14 protein-coding genes are annotated in these 22,001 nt (G+C 27.8%); all 14 read left to right on the top strand.

Translation table 11 applies throughout. The annotated features are described in order from the left end of the window. The coding region (locus VK071_04695) for a glycoside hydrolase family 38 C-terminal domain-containing protein (protein HLR34612.1) at nt 1–1,401 on the top strand (1,401 nt) is incomplete at its 5' end. Between the two features lie 99 nt (nt 1,402–1,500). Further along, nucleotides 1,501–4,197, top strand: a complete 2,697-nt coding sequence (locus tag VK071_04690) for an alpha-mannosidase (protein HLR34611.1) — start codon at nt 1,501–1,503, stop codon at nt 4,195–4,197. Nucleotides 4,198–4,257: 60 nt separating this feature from the next. Further along, nucleotides 4,258–4,866: a DUF624 domain-containing protein gene (locus VK071_04685; GenBank protein ID HLR34610.1), complete on the top strand. Its 609-nt coding sequence runs from the start codon at nt 4,258–4,260 to the stop codon at nt 4,864–4,866. A gap of 19 nt (nt 4,867–4,885) precedes the next feature. Then, the gene (locus tag VK071_04680) at nt 4,886–6,601 is read left to right on the top strand and encodes a histidine kinase (protein ID HLR34609.1); all 1,716 of its coding nucleotides are present in this window, start codon (nt 4,886–4,888) and stop codon (nt 6,599–6,601) included. Next, entirely contained in the window at nt 6,594–8,069 is a 1,476-nt protein-coding gene (locus VK071_04675; protein ID HLR34608.1) for a response regulator, read from the top strand. The genes VK071_04680 and VK071_04675 overlap by 8 nt, the downstream gene beginning before the upstream one ends. A 167-nt stretch (nt 8,070–8,236) precedes the next feature. Continuing rightward, nucleotides 8,237–9,166 carry a sugar ABC transporter permease gene (locus tag VK071_04670; GenBank protein ID HLR34607.1) on the top strand — a complete coding sequence of 310 codons (930 nt, stop codon included), beginning with the start codon at nt 8,237–8,239 and terminating at the stop codon, nt 9,164–9,166. Between the two features lie 33 nt (nt 9,167–9,199). Next, on the top strand, nt 9,200–10,147 hold the full coding sequence (locus VK071_04665; protein HLR34606.1) for a carbohydrate ABC transporter permease: 948 nt from the start codon (nt 9,200–9,202) through the stop codon (nt 10,145–10,147). Nucleotides 10,148–10,203: 56 nt separating this feature from the next. Next, nucleotides 10,204–11,676: an ABC transporter substrate-binding protein gene (locus tag VK071_04660; GenBank protein HLR34605.1), complete on the top strand. Its 1,473-nt coding sequence runs from the start codon at nt 10,204–10,206 to the stop codon at nt 11,674–11,676. Between the two features lie 121 nt (nt 11,677–11,797). Further along, nucleotides 11,798–13,072: a glycoside hydrolase family 125 protein gene (locus VK071_04655; GenBank protein ID HLR34604.1), complete on the top strand. Its 1,275-nt coding sequence runs from the start codon at nt 11,798–11,800 to the stop codon at nt 13,070–13,072. 20 nt (nt 13,073–13,092) lie between these two features. After that, the gene (locus tag VK071_04650; GenBank protein ID HLR34603.1) at nt 13,093–14,469 is read left to right on the top strand and encodes a glycoside hydrolase family 1 protein; all 1,377 of its coding nucleotides are present in this window, start codon (nt 13,093–13,095) and stop codon (nt 14,467–14,469) included. A 32-nt stretch (nt 14,470–14,501) separates the two neighbouring features. After that, entirely contained in the window at nt 14,502–15,401 is a 900-nt protein-coding gene (locus tag VK071_04645; protein ID HLR34602.1) for an ROK family protein, read from the top strand. A gap of 7 nt (nt 15,402–15,408) precedes the next feature. Beyond that, nucleotides 15,409–18,423, top strand: a complete 3,015-nt coding sequence (locus VK071_04640; GenBank protein HLR34601.1) for a discoidin domain-containing protein — start codon at nt 15,409–15,411, stop codon at nt 18,421–18,423. A gap of 82 nt (nt 18,424–18,505) precedes the next feature. Continuing rightward, entirely contained in the window at nt 18,506–20,107 is a 1,602-nt protein-coding gene (locus VK071_04635; protein ID HLR34600.1) for a protein O-GlcNAcase, read from the top strand. A 7-nt stretch (nt 20,108–20,114) separates the two neighbouring features. After that, a partial coding sequence (locus VK071_04630; protein ID HLR34599.1) for a TIM-barrel domain-containing protein occupies nt 20,115–22,001 on the top strand: 1,887 nt, incomplete at its 3' end.

Raw genomic sequence — 22,001 nt, 5'->3', positions numbered from 1 at the left:
CTTAGACATCAATTCCACGATATAATACCAGGTTCATCTATAACAGAAGTTTATGAAGATACTAAGGTAGAATACAGAGAAGCAGAAGAAATTGCTTTAAAAGAACAAGAAAACTTTAAATCATCTTTAGTTAAAGAAAATAAAAATACTTGGACAGTTATAAACAATGCTAACTGGTCAAGAAGTGAAATTGTAGAAATAGAAAGTGAATTAGAAGGAAGCTTCTATGACAATGAAGGAAATGAGTTAGAAGCTCAAAGAGAAAATAACAAATATATAGTAGAAGTTAAAAATATAGATGGATTAGGATTTAAAACTATAGTTTTAAAAGCAGAAGAAGTTAAAAACTGTGAAGAAGCATTTGAAGTTGTAGAAAATGGAATAAACACTCCATACTATAACTTAAGATGGAACAATGTTGGTCAATTAACTTCTATATTTGATAAAGAAAACAACAGAGAAGTATTAGCTAAAAATCAAAGAGGTAATGTACTTCAAATGTTTGAAGATAAGCCAATGGCACATGAAGCTTGGGATATAGATATATTCTATCAAGAAAAAATGAGAGAAGTTACTGATTTACAAAGTGTAGAAGTAGTTGAAAATGGTAATTTAAAAGCAGTAGTTAGATTTAACTATAAATATATGAATACAACTATAAATCAAGACATGGTAGTTTATAAAAATGATAGAAGAATAGATTTTGTAACTAATGTTGATTGGAGAGAACAAAAACAATTATTAAAGGTTGCATTCCCAGTTGATATAAGAAGTACAGTAGCAACCTATGATGTTCAGTTTGGTAATGTAAAGAGGCCTACTAACTGGAATACATCTTGGGAAATGGCTAAATTTGAAAGTGTTGCTCAACAATGGGTAGACTTATCTCAAAGAGATTATGGAGTGAGTTTATTAAATAACTGTAAGTATGGTCATGATATAAAAGATAATGTAATAAGACTTACATTATTAAAATCAGCTACACATCCAGACCCAGTACAAGATCAAGGAGAGCAAAATTTTACATACTCATTACTTCCACATAAAGGTGATTTTATAGAAGCAGATACTGTAAAAGCGGCATATAGCTTAAATCAACCATTAAGAGCCATAAATGGTGAATTACTAGAAAATATACCTACTAAAATGTTTAACTTCAATGATGCTTATGTATTAGTTGATGCAATTAAAAAAGCAGAAGATGAAGATATGGTTGTACTTCGTTTCCATGAATATGCAGGAAGTAGAGCTGAAATTAAGATAAATAGCGATTACACTATAGAAGGATGGATGGAAACAAACTTAATGGAAAAACCTATGGAAGAGTTAAGAAATGAGAGTGAAATAAATGTAACTTTAAATCCATATGAAATAAAGACATTAATGGTTAAGATGAAATAAGTAGAACTTTAAGAAATTCAAATTTTAAGCTTATAACTTTAAAGGTAACTAATAAAACTTAGTTACCTTTATTAATAATAGAGGAGTAGGGGAATTTTTATGAAAAAAACAGCACATATAATATCTCATACACATTGGGACAGAGAATGGTATTTACCATATGAAACACATCACATGATGTTAATAAAAACAATGGATACATTATTAGATACATTTGAGAAAGATCCTAACTTTAAATATTATCATCTAGATGGTCAAACAGTACTTCTTGAAGATTATTTAGAAGTTAGACCAGATAAAAAAGAGCTATTAGAGAAAGTTATAAAAGAAGGAAGGTTAAATATAGGACCTTGGTATGTACTTCAAGATGAGTTTTTAACAAGTAGTGAAGCTAATATTAGAAACTTACAATATGGTCATAAAGACTCTAAAAAATATGGAGTAGAGCCTTGTAAGGTAGGATATTTCCCAGATTCTTTTGGGAACATGGGGCAAGCACCTCAAATATTAAAGCAAGCAGGAATAGATGCAGCGGCGTTTGGTAGAGGGGTAAAACCAACAGGGTTTAACAATGAAGTAAGTGCTGATGATAAGTTTGAATCACCATATTCAGAAATGTATTGGGAAAGTCCAGATGGTTCGAAGGTACTAGGTATATTATTTGCAAATTGGTACTGTAATGGTATGGAAGTACCAGTAGATGAAAAAGAAGCTAAAGAATATTGGGGAAAAAGAATAGAAGATGCCTCAAAATTTGCATCTTGTAATCATTTATTATTTATGAATGGATGTGACCATCAACCAATACAAACTGATTTATCACAAGCTATAAACCTTGCAAATAATTTATACAATGATATAGAATTTGTACATTCTAATTTTGAAGATTATATAAAAGATTTAAAAGAAAATATGCCAAAAGACTTACAAATTATAAAAGGGGAATTAAGAAGCCAACAAACAGATGGATGGTATACTTTAGTAAATACTGCATCAGCTAGGGTTTACTTAAAGCAATGGAATAATTTATGCCAAACTTTATTTGAAAAAGTAGCAGAGCCAATAGCTACTATGGCTAGCCACTATGGATATAAATACCCACATCACTTATTTGAATATGGATGGAAATCATTAATGAAAAATCATCCTCACGACAGTATATGTGGATGTAGTGTAGATGAAGTTCATAGAGAAATGGTAGCTAGATTTGATAAAGCTAAGGATGTAGCAAAGTTTATAATAAATGAAAGTTTAGAATTTATAAAAGATAACATAAATACAGAAGTATTTTCTAAATTAGGAGATAACACATATCCTTTTATAATTGTAAATACAAGTGGATATGATAGAGCATCTGTAACAGAAATTGAAATGGATCTATGTAGAAAATATTTTAAAGAAGGTCATCCAACTCTTATAGCAAAAGAAATGAAAAAGATAGAACTTCCTAAATTTAAAGTAGTAGATATAAATGGAAATAAAATAGATGCTGACATAGTTGATATGGGAATAAGATTTGGGTATGACTTACCAGATGATAAGTTCAGACAGCCATATTATGCAAGATATGTTAAAGTTGAGCTTTTAACTAAGAATATAAAATCATTTGGATGGGATACATATGCATTAGTTGAAGATAATGATAGTACTATAGAAAATAAAACTATAGTAGTTGACAAAAATATATTAGAAAATGAAAATCTAAGAGTAGAGGTAAAAGAAAATGGTTCAGTAGAACTATTAGATAAAAATACTAATAAAGTATTTAAGGATTTATGTATATACGAAAATACTGGAGATATAGGTAATGAATATATATATATGAAGCCAGTAGGAGAAATACCTATAACTACTAAAGATATAAAAGCAGATATAAAAATAAAAGAAGATTTACCATATAAAGGTGTAATAGAAATAACTCATAAATTAAATATACCAAAGAGTTCAAATAAGTTATTACTAGAAGAGATAGAAGAAGTACTAGAATTTAAACATAGAAAATCTCAAAGAGTAGATGAAACTGTAGAACTAGAAATAAAAACTACTTTAACTTTAGAAAAAAATGATAAAGGATTAAAAGTAAAGTCATCATTTAATAACGTAGCTAAAGACAATAGAATGAGAATGTTATTTGCTACAGACATAGAAAGTGACGTACATTATGCAGACTCTATATTTGAATTAGCAAAAAGAAATAATATAGTTGATGAAGCTTGGGAAAATCCAAATAACTGCCAACATCAACAAGCTTTTGTAAATATTCATAATAAAGATTATGGACTTACAGTAGCTAACAAGGGATTAAATGAATATGAATTATTAAATGATGGAAGAAACACTATAGCAGTAACACTTTTAAGATGTGTTAGAGAATTAGGAGACTGGGGAGTATTTGGAACACCAGATGCACAATGTATAGGATACCATGAAGCAGAGTTAAAAATAATACCTCATGGTAAGAATATCTATGATTCTGTAAAAGAAGCTCATATGTATCAAATTCCAGTTATTACTAAACAAGTTGATATAAAAAACGGAGAAATAAACCATGAAAACGGTTTGATGAATTTCGATGGATATGGTATAATATGGTCAACACTTAAAATGGGGAATGATTTTAATACAATATTTAGAGTTTATAATGTATCAGATAAAGATACAAGTTTAGAAATAAGTAAATGTGACTTCGGTAAAGAAATATATATATCAAATATATTAGAAGAAGAAATTAAAAGTGTCATAGATGGCAAAGTTAATTTAAGAAAATCAGAAATATCAACTATATCAATAAGATAGAAAAAAAGGTTATCTGATAGATAACCTTTTTTTGTAAATATAATATGTAGGGGGAATAAAATGAAATTTGGAGATGTTTTATTAAATTTTTGTGAGTGGATTTGGAGGTTTATGATTTTAAATTTTCTATGGGTAATATTTATGGTAGCAGGTGGAGTAGTATTAGGAATAATGCCTTCTACAGTAGCAACATTTTACATACTTAGAAAATGGGTTCAGGGTAATTTTGATATACCTATATTTAAAACATTTAAAGATGTTTATAAAAAAGAATTTATAAATTCTAACAAGTGTGGATTTGTATTTTTTGCATTATTTGCATTTTTAGCTTTTGATTTAACTATTTTATATAAAATGGAAGCTCTGTATTCTACAGTATTATATATTATAGTTATGACAGTACTTTTCTTTGTAAGTATATCTTTTATGTTCTTCTTTCCATTGTATGTACACTTTGAGCAAAGTAACAAAGATTATATAAAAAATTCATTTATAATAGCATTATCAAGCCCATTTCAAACTTTATTAATATTAATCGGTTTATATATTTTATCTTATATAGTAAAAGGTAATCTAGGATTAGTATTATTTTTCTTTATGGTTATACCTGGATATTTAATAATGCATGTATCAAATAAGAAATTTAAGCAGATTCAAAGAAGTATGTAATTATTAAGGGTGTTAGAGATTGATTGCTTTATACAAAAAATATATAAGGAATAAAATTTTTAATAAGATGTTACTTATATATTCTTTAATAACAATTATATCTATATTTTTATTAACCAATATATTTATAAACTATCATATCGATAATGAACTACAAAATGAATTAGATATTTATTCAGAAGTTATTTTTAATATAGAAAAAAGATTTGAAGAGCAAGATAGTATAACAAACTCTATTGCTAATGGCATAAATACACAACCTAAAGTAATAGAAGAAGTTAAAGTACTTGTTGAAAATACATATGAAGAATATTTAAGTTACAAACTAGATAAATTTTCATCATCGAATATGAAACAAATAGATTTAACATATTTAATAAATACAATATTAGCAGATAGAGCTGGTGCATTAGCAGTATGTATAAATAATAAAGATCAACAATATATAAGTGAGATTGTTTTAAATCATAACAAATGGTATGACTTAAAAAATGAAGAAAGTAAATCCAAGTATGTTAGAAAGATAACTAAACCAATAAAAAGTATAGACTCTATGTATATAATAGCTTATATAGATATATATTTTGATTTAAATAGTTTGAACAATATAGTTGAAAAGTCAAACTTTAAAGGAAATTTAATAATATTTGATGAAAATGATAAGATAATATTTAGTTCTAACAAAAATACATCAGACTTAGAAATAGATTATATTAAAAATAACTTAGATAAAAACAATGAGCAGAAATTCCCTATAGTTATGACTAAAAAAGATGCACAAACTAATTATAAATATGGAACTATGATAACCCAAAAAGAACTAGGTGTTTATAAAATTAAATCTAGAATAACTTATATATCTTTAACTTTTATAGTTATGATTCTAATAGTAACATATTTTGCAATAAATCAGTATTCTAGTAAGTTAAGGAATATGATGAAAAATATCGAAAAGTTAAAGCAAGGGAAACTAGATACAAGGTTTAATATAAAACAAGAAGTTGATGAATTAGATATGATAGCTATAAGTATTGACGAGATGAGTGAAAGTCTACAATATAATATAAATAAAAATTATGTGGCAGAGGTTAAACAAAAACAAGCTGAAATAAATGCACTTCAATCGCAAATTAAACCACACTTCTTATATAATACTTTAGAGGTTATAAGAATGAGTGCATTATCTAGTAAAAATAAAGAAGTAGCACAAATGATATATAATTTAGCTAGTATGTTTAGATATTCTACTTATAATAATGGAAGTCTAGTTAGCATAAGAGATGAAATAAAGCATAGCAAGATGTATTTGAGTTTATGCGCTACAAGATATAAGGGGATGCTAGATTATTCAATTCACGTTGATGATAAATATTTAGATTATCCAGTGCCTAAGTTTACAATCCAACCAATATTAGAAAATGCTATAAATCATGGATTAAGAAAAGGTTTTTGTGATAATTATATAAAAGTTACTATAAAGGAAATAGATGAAGAAATAGAAATTAGTATAAAAGACAATGGTAATGGAATGAGTGAAGAAGCTATAAGGAAAATAAAAGATGGGCTAGAAAAGAATATCCAAAAGCCAAATTCAATTGGACTTATGAATATAAATAATAGATTGAAACTAAATTTTGGAGAACAATACGGTATTTATATAAATAGTAGGATAAATGAGGGAACTACTGTAAGTATAAAAATACCAGTTTTAGGAGATGAGGTTGATAATGTATAAAGTATATTTATTAGATGATGAACCATTTATATTAGAAGGGCTTAAGTATATAGTAGATTGGCAAGACTATGGATTTGAAATAGTAGGTTTTGCTAATAACGGAGAAGATGGTTTAAAAGAAATTTTATCTATGGATATAGATTTAGTTATAACTGATATAATGATGCCTAAGATGACTGGTCTTGAGCTTATAGAAAATTTAATAAATTCAAATTATCAAACTAATTTTATAGTACTTAGTGCGTTTCAAGAATTTGAATATGCTAAAAAAGCTATTAGTATGGGGGCACAAAATTACATACTAAAGCCTATAGATATAGAAGAATTAGAGAAGAGTATAATAAGTATAAAGAGTAAATTAAAAGAAAAAGAAAATAGAAATAAAGATAAAGAAGTTGTAAATAATAGTGTATTGCTAAAAATAATAACTGAGAAAGATTATGAAAATATCGATTATATAAAGGAAAAATTAAAATATAATGATGAATATCGTGTGGGTATAATTGAATTAAAAAATAAAGATAAAGATATACATAAAGTACTAAAAGCAATACCAGATATGAAAAAATATTTATATTGCATAGAGAATAAATCTAAAGCTGTATTTATAATTGATGGTAAGTTTAATGATGAGTATATAGAAGAACTTACTAATATTAAAAATCAAATAATAGATTTAATAAATGATATTGTATATATAAGTTTAGGACAAGTAATAAAAGACTTAGAATATATAAATACAAGTTATGAAAGTGCCAAAGATATAAGTGAATACAAAATAATTTATCCTAATATATCTTGGATAAAGGAATATAAAGAAAAAAATAACAAAAATATAGATATAGATGTAGACTTTGAAGATTTAAAATCTTTATTAATAAATAAAGATTTTGCTAATGCATCTTTATATATAGAATCAAAATTTAATAAATTAAAAGAAGATGATTTAAATCCTAAAAAAATAAAAGCCAAAGCTTTAGAAGTATTTTTAAATGTATATAACTATATTAATGAATCAAAGCTTATGAAAAATTTAAGTATATATTTAGAAAATGCTATAAATAAAAATACTATTGATGAAATTCAATTAGAGCTTATAAATATGATAAAATTTATGCAGACTAAGCTAGAAAATACCCAAGAAAGTATAAGCCCTGTAATAATAAAGCTTTTAGATCATATAGAAAAAAATTATCAAAAAGATTTAAACTTAAAGGAAATCAGTGACAGTCTAAATATAAATTCCATATACTTAGGGCAATTATTCCAAAAGGAAATAGGGATACTTTTTTCTGATTATATAAATAATTTTAGAATAAACAAAGCAAAGGATTTATTAGTAAATACCAGTTTAAAAGCAAGTGAAATAGGTGAATTAGTTGGATATTCTAATAAAAATTATTTCTATAGAAAGTTCAAAAGTATAGTTGGAATTACTCCAAGTGAGTGGAGAAAGCTAAATTTATAAAAAGTAAGACAAAAGTAGCTTATGCTACTTTTTTTGTTATTTAAATTTTAATTCAAAAGGAAAACGTTACGTAATAATAAAATTAGTGTTGCTAATCTAATAATAGTGAACTTTAGAAAATGTTTGCCTGATGATAAAATATAAGTATAGAAAGGGGAGAGGCATAGATGAAGAAATTTTTTAAAGACATCTGGAAAAACAGAGCATGGTTGCTAATGGTTTTACCAGGTACTATATGGCTATTAATATTCTCATATTTACCAATGTTTGGCCAAGTATTAGCTTTTAAAAACTTTAAAATAAGCCCTGGTGGATTTATACAAAGTTTAATTAATAGTGAATGGGTAGGATTTGATAACTTTAAATTTTTATTTGATAGCGGAGACGCATTTCGTATAACTCGAAATACAGTTGTTTATAACTTAATCTTTATAGTCTTAGGGCTTGTAGCTGCAGTTTTCGTAGCAATAGTACTTAGTCAAATAGCAAATAAGAGATTAGGAAAGTTATATCAAACAGGTATGTTATTCCCACACTTCTTATCATGGGTTATAGTAAGCTATTTTGTGTTTAGTTTCTTAAGTGCAGACAAAGGTATGATAAACTCTATGTTAGGTGCATTTGGAATAGAACCTGTGCAGTGGTATAGTGAAGCAAAATATTGGCCTTTCATATTAGTATTTATGAATGTATGGAAAGGTGTGGGATATGGAAGTATCGTATATCTAGCGGCAATAGTAGGAATTGATAAAAGTTACTATGAAGCAGCTACAATAGATGGAGCTAGCAAATGGCAACAAATAAAGAATATAACAATACCGTTATTAGTGCCATTAATGATAGTACTTACAATAATGGCTATAGGGGGAATATTCAGATCAGACTTTGGATTATTCTATCAAGTACCAAGAAACTCAGCAATATTATATCCAGTTACAGATGTAATAGATACATATATCTATAAAGGTCTTATGAATATGGGTAACATAGGAATGAGTACAGCAGCAGGTTTATATCAATCAGTAGTAGGATTTGTATTAATTATGATAACAAACTATATAGTTAAAAAAATAGATCCAGAATACGGTTTATTCTAAATAAGGAAGGAGGAAGGCTAAGTAGCCGATTATATGGAAGCTAAAATACAGGAAATAAAAACTAAAAATAAAACATTTACAAAGAAAAAGAAAAAAGCATATAATGAAGGTTTTACAGGTATAACAAATATAATAGCAAACATAATACTTGCAGTATCTGCAATAGCTTGTGTATTTCCATTTATATTTGTAATAATTATCTCTTTAACATCAGAACAGTCATTATTAGAACATGGATACTCAATATTTCCAAAGGAATGGAGCTTAGATGCTTATAAGTATTTGCTTCAGTCAGGTGGAGCATTAGCACAATCATATATGGTAACTATAGTAGTAACTATATTAGGTACTATAATAAACGTAAGTATGGTATCAAGTTATGCTTATGCAATATCTAGAAAAGGATTTAAATATCGTAGACAATTTACATTTTTAGTATTCTTTACAATGCTATTTGGTGGAGGTATGGTACCTTCATACATAGTAATGACTCAAGTATTAGGACTTAAAAATACTATTTGGGCGCTGATATTACCTTTAGCATTTAACTCATTCAATATAATTGTAATGAGAACCTTCTTCCAAAAATCTGTTCCAGATTCAATAATAGAGTCTGCTAGAATAGATGGAGCAAGCGAATTTAGAATATTTACAAAAATAGTTATACCACTAGCTATTCCAGGTATAGCAACAATAGCTTTATTTTCTACATTAGCATACTGGAATGACTGGTTTAATGCAATGCTATATATTGATTATCAAAACCTAGTACCACTTCAACATATGTTAATGAAGATAGAAAAGAATATGGAATTTATAAGACAAAATGCAATGCTAAGTGGAGAAGTTATGAATGCACTTCCACAGGAATCTGTTAGAATGGCAATGGTAGTTGTATCAACACTTCCTATAGCATGCACTTATCCATTCTTCCAAAAGTACTTTATAAGTGGACTGACAATTGGAGGAGTAAAAGAGTAAATATATATTAATATATATTTTAAACATTTTATATAATTAATTAGGGGGATTAATAAATGAAATTTAAAAAATTATCAAGCTTATTTTTAGTAATGACAATAGCATCTTCTACTATACTTACTGGATGTTCAAGTACAAATAAGGATTCGGCTTCTGGTTCAGCAAATGATAGTAAGGGTACAACTGAATTAATATGGTATATGATAGGTACTCCTCAACCAGACCAAGATAAGGTTATGGAAGAAGTAAATAAATATACAGCTGAGAAAATAGGAGTTACATTAGATTTAAGAATGGTAGACTGGGGTGATTATGGTCAAAAGATGCAAGTTATAACTTCTTCTGGGGAACCATTTGATATATGCTTTGCAAGTGATTATGCATTAAATGCTCAAAAAGGAGCTTACTTAGAATTAAGTGATTTATTAGAAAGCAGTGGAAAAGAATTAAAAGAAACTATAAATCCACTATTCTTAGAGGGAGCTACTATAAATGGAAAATTATATGGAATACCAGCAAATAAAGAAGTAGGTCAACAAATGGGATGGACTTATAATAAAAGAATGGCAGAAGAGGCTGGAGTGTTAGAAGATATGGAAAATGCTAAGACTTTAGAAGACTTAGAGCCAATATTAGAAAAAGTAAAAGCTAAATTCCCAGACTTAAAAATGCCAATGGCAGCTGGGGCAGGATTCTTCCCATATATGCCATATGATTATTTATTAGGAGAAAATTTACCATTTGGTATAAATTTAGAAGGTGACACTGCTAAGATAGTAAATATATACGAACAAAAAGATGTTAAAAGTACTTTAGATACATTAAGAAGATTCTACCAAAAAGGATACATACATTCACAAGCTGCAACAGATACAGATCCACATGAAATGAGTGTTGAAAACTGGTTTGTTAGAAAAGAGCAATATGCACCAGGTGCAATAGAAATGTGGTCTTCTAATGCAAAATATGATGTTGGATATAGTCCATCACACGATCCTTTAACTATAAACAATTCAGTTACAGGTTCTGTAATGTCAATATCAGCTGCATCTAAAAATCCAGAAAAGGCAATGGAATTCTTAAATTTATTAAATACTGATGAATACTTAAGAAACTTAATTGATAGAGGTATAGAAGATGTTCACTATACAACTAATGAAGATGGAACTATAACAAAAACTGAAGATGCACAAAAATATAGTATGCCATCTTGGGCTTTAGGAAATGTATTCTTAACTAAGAACTATGATACTGACCCAAAAGATAGAATAGAACAATATGAAAAGTTTAACTCTCAAGCAGTAGCTTCTCCTACATTAGGATTCTACGCAGATACATCAAATATAAGTACAGAAATAGCTACTATATCTAATATAGTTCAAGAATTTAAGGCTCCATTATTTACAGGATCTGTTGATACTGATAAATATTTAGGACAATTAAATGACAAATTAAAAGCTGCTGGAATTGACAATGTTATGAAAGAATTACAAAGTCAATATGACAAGTGGATGGCTGAGCAAAAATAATTTTAAAATAACTTAAATTAAAGGTATTCTTCTACTAAAGGTAGTAGAATACCTTTACTATTTTACTTATAAGGAGAATTTTTATAGGTAGTAAACTTAAAAACTATAAAGGGGAAAGATTATGTACACATCGATAGATAGGTTAATAAATACGGTAAAAGAAAATTTTAAAGACGATAAAAAAATAGGAGATATGTTCGAGAAATGTTTCCTAAATACAATAAATACAACTATAAAAAGAATGGAAGACAAAACATCATATGTTTTAACAGGGGATATACCAGCTATGTGGCTAAGAGATTCTGTTTGCCAAGTTAGGCCATACTTAGTACTAGCTAATGAAGACAATGAAATAGCAGATATGATAGAAGGATTAGTTGAAAGACAATTTAGATATATATTAGTAGATCCATATGCAAATGCTTTTAATGAAGAAGCTAATGGTGCAGGACATCAAACTGACTTGACAGATATGAAACCTGACGTATGGGAAAGAAAGTATGAGATAGATTCATTGTGTTTCCCAATACAATTAAGCTATTTATTATACAAAAATACAGGAAGAACTTCACATTTTAATGATACATTCAAAAAAGCTGTAAATACAATAATAGACTTATGGAAAGTAGAACAAAATCATGAAGAAAATTCACCATATAATTTTGAAAGATTAGATTGTCGTCAACTAGATACATTAGCTAGAAGTGGAAAAGGACCAGTACATAAGGTAACTAAAATGACATGGTGTGGATTTAGACCAAGTGATGATGCTTGTACTTATAGTTACCTAGTACCATCTAATATGTTTGCTGTTGTCGTATTAAACTACGTTGATGAAATTGCTAGAGAATTATTAAATGATGAAGAATTAGCTAAAAAAGCAAGAAATTTAAGAGATGAAATAAATGAAGGAATACAAAAACATGCTGTATATAATCATCCAAGATGTGGAGAAATATATGCATATGAAGTAGATGGGCTTGGCAACTACAATTTAATGGATGATGCTAATTTACCTAGTTTACTAGCAATTCCATATTTAGGATACACAGATTTAAATGATGAAAAATATATAAATACGAGAAACTTTATATTAAGTACAGAGAATCCAGAGTTCCATATTGGAAAATATGCATCAGGTGTTGGAAGTCCTCATACTCCAGAAGGATATATATGGCATATATCACTTGCAATGCAAGGGCTAACTACTAATGATGTATATAAGAAGAGAGAATTATTAGAAATAATGAAAAACACAGATGCAGGAACATATTTAATGCACGAAGGATTCCATCCAGATGATCCAAATAAGTTTACAAGAGATTGGTTCTCTTGGGCAAACATGATGTTTTGTGAATTAGTACTTGATTATTGTGGTATAAAAGTAAAAAAATAAACTTGTATGGGAGAAAAAATATGAATTATAAATTTCCAACAGATTTTTGGTGGGGAAGTGCATCTTCTGCTACACAAATGGAAGGTGCTTATAATGTAGATGGAAAAGAACAAAATATATGGGATTATTGGTATGAAGTTGAACCAGAGAAGTTTTATAATAATATAGGTCCTAAAGATACTAGTAATTTTTATTATAAATATAAAGAAGATATAGCTTTAATGAAGGAGCTTGGTCACAATTCATTTAGATTTTCTATAAGTTGGTCAAGACTTATAAAAGCTGATAAAAGTATAAATCAAAAAGCAGTAGATTTTTATAATGACGTTATAAACACAATGTTAGAAAATAACATAGAACCTTTTATAAACTTATTCCACTTTGATATGCCAATGTATTTACAAGAAATAGGAGGATGGGAAAATAGAGAAGTAGTAATGTATTATCAACATTATGCTAAAACGTGTTTTGAGCTATTTGGAGATAGAGTTAAAAAGTGGTTTACACACAATGAACCTATAGTACCAGTAGAGTTTGGATACTTAGGAGTCCATCATTATCCAGCTATAGTTGATTTTAAAAGAGCTGTGCAAGTCGGATATCATATAATGTTATCTAGTACATTAGCTATAAGTGAATATAAAAAATTAAATTTAGATGGACAGATAGGTATAATAATTAACTTGACTCCATCCTATCCAAGAAGTAATAGTAAAGAAGATTTAGAAGCATCTAATATAGCTGATTTGATTTTAAATCGTTCTTTCTTAGACCCATCAGTACATGGAGAATTTCCTGGGGAATTAATAGAATTTGTAAAACAACAGAATTTAATGCCTATATATAAAAAAGAAGATATAGAGATAATAAAAAATAATACAGTAGATTTACTAGGTGTAAATTATTATCAACCAAGAAGAGTTAAAGCAAAAGAAAGTAAAGTTAAAGAAGAAATACTTACCCCAGAATCATTCTTTGATTTTTATGATATGCCAGGTAAAAAGATAAATCCTCATAGGGGATGGGAAATATATGAAAAAGGTATATATGATTTATCTATAAACATTAGAGATAACTATAAAAACATTCCGTTCTTTATATCAGAAAATGGAATGGGAGTAGAGGGAGAAGATAAGTTCAAAGTAAATGGAAGAATAGAAGATGATTATCGTATAGAGTTTATAAGTGAACACCTGAAATTTGCTAATAAAGCTTTAAATGAAGGGTGTAACCTAAAAGGATATCATTTATGGACATTTATGGATAATTGGTCTTGGTTAAATTCATATAAAAACAGATATGGATTTGTAGAAGTTGATATAAATAATGAATTTAAGCGAACTCCTAAAAAAAGTGCATATTGGTTTAAAGAATTAATTTTAAATAATGGTTTTTAAAAAGAGAACACAGAAATAAGAGGTATAAAAATATGTACTATATAGTATTTGATATTGGTGGGATGTCTATAAAGTATAGCATTATGAACAAAGATGGTAAGTTTATAGAGTCTGATTCCATAGACACACCGCAACAAGGAGAAGGAAAGACACAAGAAATATTAGTAGATATAATAAATGATTATAAAATAAAGTATGATATCAAAGGAGTTGCAATGAGTGTACCCGGTGGTATTGATGACGATGGATATATTCATTTTATGGGGCAAGTAATAGATCTACAAAATATGTATCTAAATAAATATATAAAAGAACGTACAGGACTTGATTGTATTTATGATAATGATGTAAATTGTGTTGCAATGGCTGAAAAATATATGGGAAATGCAGTAGATAATAAAAATTTTGTATGTATAACTATAGGAACTGGTATAGGTGGTGGAGTTTTTATAAATAATCAGCTATATAGGGGACATAGAGGTATGGCGGGAGAGTTTGGTATAAACATACTAGAGCATAGATTATCAAACTTAGAAGATATACCTATGAAAACTTTTAGTAGATTAGGTTCAACATATAACTTAATCAACAGAGTTAATAAGTTAAAAGATTCTAAATTAGATGGAATTGAAATTTTTGAATTAGCTAAACGAGATAATGAAGTAAAAGACCTAATAGAAGATTTCTACTTTTCATTAGCTATAGGAATATATAATATAATTTATAATTTTGCTCCAGAAAAAGTTTTACTAGGTGGAGGAGTAAGCTCTAGAGATGATTTAATAGAAAATATTAATAGATATTTAAAATTATTAAATCCAGAAATATTAAATATGGTTACAATAGACACTTGTAAATTCCAAAATAATTCAGGAAAAATAGGTGCATTGTATAAATACTTAAGTACAAATTTTAATAAAATAGGGGGATAAAAATATTATGAAACACAGAAGATTTATTTCAGCAACAATTGCAGCAATAATGCTGTTTGGGGTAGTTTCAACAAAATCATCTTATGCAATACTTGAATCAGACGTTCAAGTTCAAGAAAAGACAGGGCAACCTTTTTCATCCTACTGGTATCCAAGTGAATTATTGCAGTGGAATCCAAAAACTGATAAAGATGCTAAATTTAATGTAGGTACAGTGCCTCTTAAAGAAAGAGAAGAAGGAGATACCTTAAAAAAATCTCAAGATGTGGATGCTAAAGTTATATCTTTAGCTATAGCAAATAAGACAACAAGCTCTACTCCATCTCAAGGTAAAAAAGAAATGGAAGGATACAACTTTAGTTACTGGCAATATATAGATACATTAGTTGCATGGGGAGGTTCTGCAGGAGAAGGTCTTATAGTTCCACCAAGTGCAGATTTAATAGATGCGGCTCATACTAATGGAGTACCAGTACTAGGAACTGTTTTCTTCCCACCAGTAGAATATGGTGGTAAAGATATATGGTTAGATGAGTTTTTACAAAAAGATGTTGATGGAACATTCCCAATGGCAAAAAAATTAGTAGAAGTAGCTAAGTACTATAGTTTTGATGGATGGTTTATAAATCAAGAAACAGGTGGTAAAGGAGCTTCAAATCTAAAACCAGAACAAGCTAAGTTAATGAAAGAGTTTTTAGTATATTTACAAGAAATTAAGTCAAATAATATGGAAATAATTTGGTATGACTCTATGATAGATGATGGTAGAATTTTCTGGCAAAATAGATTAACTGAATACAATAAAAGTTTCTTAGGAGATGAAAATAATAAATTATCAGATGGTATGTTTTTAAATTTCTGGTGGACTAATGATCGTATGGCAGTAGTGGACCCAGATAATGTAGATAATTACTTAGTACACACAAATACAGGAAATGAGTTGAAAGAATCTGGTGAATTAGCAGAGAGTATGAATAGAAGTAAATATGATTTATATGCAGGAATAGATGTACAAGCAAATGGATATAACACAAAAATAAAATGGGATCGTTTATTCCTTGAAGGTGAAAAAGCAAATACTTCTTTAGGCTTATATTGCCCATCTTGGACTTATGATTCATCTAGTACAGTAGAGGAATTCTTAGATAAAGAAGAAAGATTTTGGATAAATGAAAGTGGAGATCCAAGAGAAGAAAGTACTGAAGATTGGAAAGGTATATCTAATAATATAGTTGAAAAAACACCTGTAACCGAATTACCTTTTGTTACAAACTTTTCTATGGGTAACGGTAGATCTTTCAATGTAAATGGTGAAGAAGTAAGTGATAATGAATGGAACCATAGAGGTATGATGGATGTACTTCCAACATATAGATGGATAGTTGATAATAAGAAGAATAATCTAGAAGCTAGTATAGATTATGATGAAGCTTATTATGCAGGAAACTCAATTGCCTTAGAAGGTAGTTTAGCTAAAGGTGGTAATACTAAGATAAAATTATTTGCAGCAGATTTAGATTTAGAGAATAATACTGAAATAAGTATAAAGTACAAAGAAAGTGGTTCAAGAGCTAATATCAAACTTGAATTAGTATTTGAAGACGAAGGAAGTAAAGTAATTGATTTGAAAACTTCAAAAGATGGAGAGTGGATAGATGGTACTGCATCATTATCTAAATATAAAAAGGATGAAATAAAAGAGATATCTTTAATAGTAGATAGTAAAGATAATTCAAATTCATATAAATTGAATTTAGGACAATTATCTGTGAATGATTCAAAACAAAAATTAAATGTATCTAAGGTTAAAAATTTAAAGGTTGAAGATTTTAAAGTAATTGATAACTATTATGGAAATGTAAGATTAACATGGGATAGAGTTGGTAAAAATGTAAGCCACTATGAAATATATATGGAAGATAGCCAAGGAAATAGAGCGTTAGTAGGTGCAACTCCTACAAATGCATTTTTTATAAATGATATAGAAAGAGATCTTAAATTAGATGCAAAAACTAAATTTATTGTTAAACCAGTAAATGAATTATTTGAAACTAATAATAAAAATGAGGCAAGTGTAACAGTTCAATGGCCTGAGTTAGAAGCTCCTAAAGCTAACTTTGAAATGAGTGAGCCAATAGTAGCACCAGGACAATCAATAACATTAACTGATAAATCATTAGCAGCTGAAAATGTTAAATGGAAAATAGAGGGGCTTCATAAAAATGAAGAACTAGAAGGTAATGAAGTAACTGTTAAATTTGATAAGCCAGGTGTATATTCTTTAACTCAAATAGTATCAAATGCATCAGGAGAAACTGTAAATCATAAAGAAGATTACATAGTTGTAAGTAGCCAAGCAGAAGGAGGATTACAAAACCTTGCATTAAATAAAGAAGCTAAGGCAAATTCACAAGTTAATGAAAATGAAGCTGCTAAATTTGCAATTGATGGAAAGTTAAATAGCAAGTGGTGTGCAATAGGTGAAAATGGCAACTGGATAGAAATAGACTTAGGTAAGGAAAGTATAATAAAAGAGTTAAGAATGAGTCATGCACAAGCAGGTGGAGAGGCTGCAAGTATGAATACATCTGAATATACTATAGAAATAAGCAAAGATGGAGATAATTGGGTAGAATTATCAGATATAAAAGGAAATGACAAAGCTGTATCTAAAGATGATTTAAACTATGAACTTGCAAGATATGTACGAGTTAAAGTTAATAAGTCAGAACAAGGTAGTGGAGGAGCAACTAGAATATATGAGATAGAAGTTTTAGGAATTGAATCAGATATGGTATTAGTTTTAGATAATAAAGAAGCATTACATCAATTAAATGATACTACAAATACTATAGACGCAGAATACCGTAATTTAGGAACAATAAGTAGTGAATTTGAAGATTTATTAAATAAATGTAAAGATATAATAGATAGAGTAGAAGTAGAGACAGAAGAAATAGTAAAAGCTAAAGATAATTTAATATCTGCTTTTGAAATGTTAAAAAACTCAGTAGCATATTAAATGTATAGTATATAAGCTGATGTAATGTTACATCAGCTTATATTTTTAAAATATAAAATTTATAAAAGAGGGAAATTACAATATGCACTATAACGAAATATATACTGAAGGTGATTATTTTTATTTTAATAAAAATAAATTAAACTTAAAATTTATAAGTAAATATTATAGATTTTCATCTCCAAATGATATAAAAGGAATAGTATCTTATGATGAAGATATAAAGATATTACTATCAGATACTAAAGAAATTACAGATTTTAATATAGAGTTCAGCTATAACAGAAACATAAAAAATAGTGGATTTAGACTTAAACTAAACCCCAAAAAAGAAGTAATAATACAAGCTAGCAATGAAAGAGGGATAAAAAATGGATATATAGCCTTTGTAAATCAAATCAAAAAAACTAATGATGGGATATATGTTCCAAATATTATAATTAATCATGAACCAAGCCTAAAATTAAGTGGAGTAATTGAGGGATTTTATGGTAAACCATGGACAATAGATAATAGATTAGATTGTATAAAATTTATTGGAGAAAATCATATGAATACATATATGTATGCACCCAAAAACGATGTTTATCATAGAGATATATGGAGAGAATTGTATCCAGAAAATAAATTATCAGAGTTTAAGGAAATTTTAAGAGAGTGTGATAATTATCATGTTGATTTTTACTATATGATAGCACCTGGTAAAGATTTTAACTTTTATATTAAAGATGATTATATAATATTAAAAGCAAAGTTAAAACAGCTTATAGATATTGGAATTAATAAATTTGGAATCTTATTAGATGATATAGATTATTTTAAAGGAGCAGGTTATAGGCATGCAGAATTAGTTAATGATGTGTATAATTTCTTAAAAATAAATTTAGACGAATTTACTCTGGTAATGTGTCCAACAGAATATGATATAGACTATGATACACCATATTTAAAATCATTAGGAGAAAATTTATTACCTGATATTAAGATATTTTGGACAGGAAATGAAACATTATCTCATTGTATTACAAAAGAAAGTTTTAATAGAATTTATTCTATATTAAAGCATAAAATAATAATATGGGATAATGTTCCAGTTAATGATTTTGAAAGTGATAAAGAACTTTTATTTATAGCACCATATGAAAATCGTTCTCCATATCTTTGTGACAATAATTTAGAAGGAATAGTATTAAATCCAATGGATAGGTGGGAAGTGTCTAAATTTACCCTAGCATCTTTTTCTCAATACGCTTTTAATGCAAATTCTTTTAGAGGTAGAGATGACTTTAAAAAAGCTATTTTATCAGTTGTGTCTGAAGAAATTGTAGAAGATATGTGTGTGTTTAGCCAATATTTTAGAAATAGTAGAGTATCTAATTCTTTGCCATTTCATTTAATCGATATGTTAAATAAAATAGATATTGAAGGTATTGATGAGGAATTAAATAGATTATTTAATTCCACCCAAAATATTAAAAATAGTAAACAAAAGAACCTTTTAGAAAGTATTATGCCTTGGATATTACAAATAGAAGAAGAAAAAATACTATGGCAAAGTTTTAAAGATGGATATATAGATGAAGTTAAAAGTAAAATTAATTTATTTGAAAAATCAAAATATAAAACTTCAGCAAATATAGTGGTTAAAGCTTTAAAAAAGATTTTAGATATAAAGGAGGGATAAGAAGAGTATGTTTGGTAAAATAAGAAACTTTAAAGTAAATGAGAATATAGTGAAAGTAGAGTTTGAAAATATAGAAGCTAAAATAAATATAATAAGTCCTATTATAATAAATTTCTTTGTACCTAATTATAGAGATGAACAAAATTCAAAGGCAGTCGAAAATTTGATAATACAACACTGTAAATATGAAGTAGATAGATATATTGATAATATAACAATAAAAACAGATGAATTAATTATAAAAATATATGATGAATTTAAAGTTGATATATATAACAAAGATGAAAAATTAATATGTGAAGATTATAGAGGAGCTAGAGAACCTTTTATAAAAAATTGTGCAGGAAGATTAGATATTGCAACTCAAGAAGGACATAAACCAACAGAGCATATGGAGTACAAAGTATTTATACCTAAAAAAATGAAGGATAATATGTATTTTTATGGATTTGGGGAGAGAAGTGGCCATTTAAATAAAAAGTATTGCCATTATATAAACTGGAATACAGATGATCCAACACCACATGGTGAAACTTATGAAAAATTATATAAATCAATTCCCTTTTTTGTAACTTTAAAAGATGAAGAAGCATTTGGTATATTCTTTGATAATACATTTGAAACTCATTTTGATTTAGGGAAAGAAAATTCAAACTATTACTACTTTGCATCAGTTGATGGAAATATAGATTATTACTTTATATATGGACCATCTATTAAAAAGGTAATAAAAGGATACACTTACTTAACGGGGACGACTCCACTTCCACAACTTTGGACTTTAGGATATCAACAGTGTAGATGGGCATATTGTCCAGAAGAGAATGTATATGAAATAGCTAAGAAGTTCAGAGAAAAAGATATACCTTGTGATACTATATATTTAGATATAGAATATATGGATGATTTTAGAGTATTTACTTGGGATAAAGATAAATTTAAAGATCCTAAAAATATGATAGAAAATCTTAATAATGATGGATTTAAACTAGTTACTATAATAGATCCTGGTGTTAAGGTCGATAAAGGATATAAAATATATGATGAAGGTTTAGAAAATAATTACTTTGCAATTGATAAAAATGGAATAGTATATACAAACTGGGTATGGCCTGGAAACTCTGTATTCCCAGATTTTATGAATAGTGAAGTTAGAAAATGGTGGGCTGATAATCAAAAGATTATGACAGATTATGGTGTATCTGGTATTTGGAATGATATGAATGAGCCTGCTAGTTTCAATGGTCCTTTACCGGATGATGTTAAATTTAATGAAGATGGAAATATTATAGAACATAAAGAAGTACATAATATATATGGGCATATGATGGATAAAGCAACATATGAAGGTATAAAAAATGCAACAAATAAAAGACCTTTTGTAGTTACTAGAGCGTGTTATTCAGGTACCCAAAAATACTCAACAGTATGGACAGGAGATAACCAAAGTACATGGGAACACTTAAGAATGAGTGTACCAATGCTTATGAATCTAGGTCTTAGTGGCATGTCATTTTGTGGTACAGATGTTGGAGGGTTTGGATATGATTGTACTCCGGAGTTATTAAGTAGATGGGTTCAGGTAGGTACATTTACACCACTATTTAGAAACCATACAACAATATATTCAAGAGATCAAGAACCATGGGCATTTGGTAAATTAACTGAAGATATAAATAGAAAATATATAAAACTAAGATATAAATTAATACCTTATATGTATGATATATTCTATAAAGGTGAGCAAAGTGGTTTACCTATAATGAGACCTTTAATGCTTCATTATCAAAATGATCATAAAACTTATGAAATAAATGATCAATTTTTATTTGGAGAAAATATTATGGTTGCTCCAGTATTAGAACAAGGAAAACAAGCTAGAATGATATATTTA

This window comes from Tissierellales bacterium (genome assembly GCA_035301805.1).
Taxonomy (GTDB): Bacteria; Bacillota; Clostridia; order Tissierellales; family DATGTQ01; genus DATGTQ01.
The sequence above is the reverse complement of the archived record's forward strand: the minus strand, read 5'-3'. Positions and strand labels throughout refer to the sequence as shown.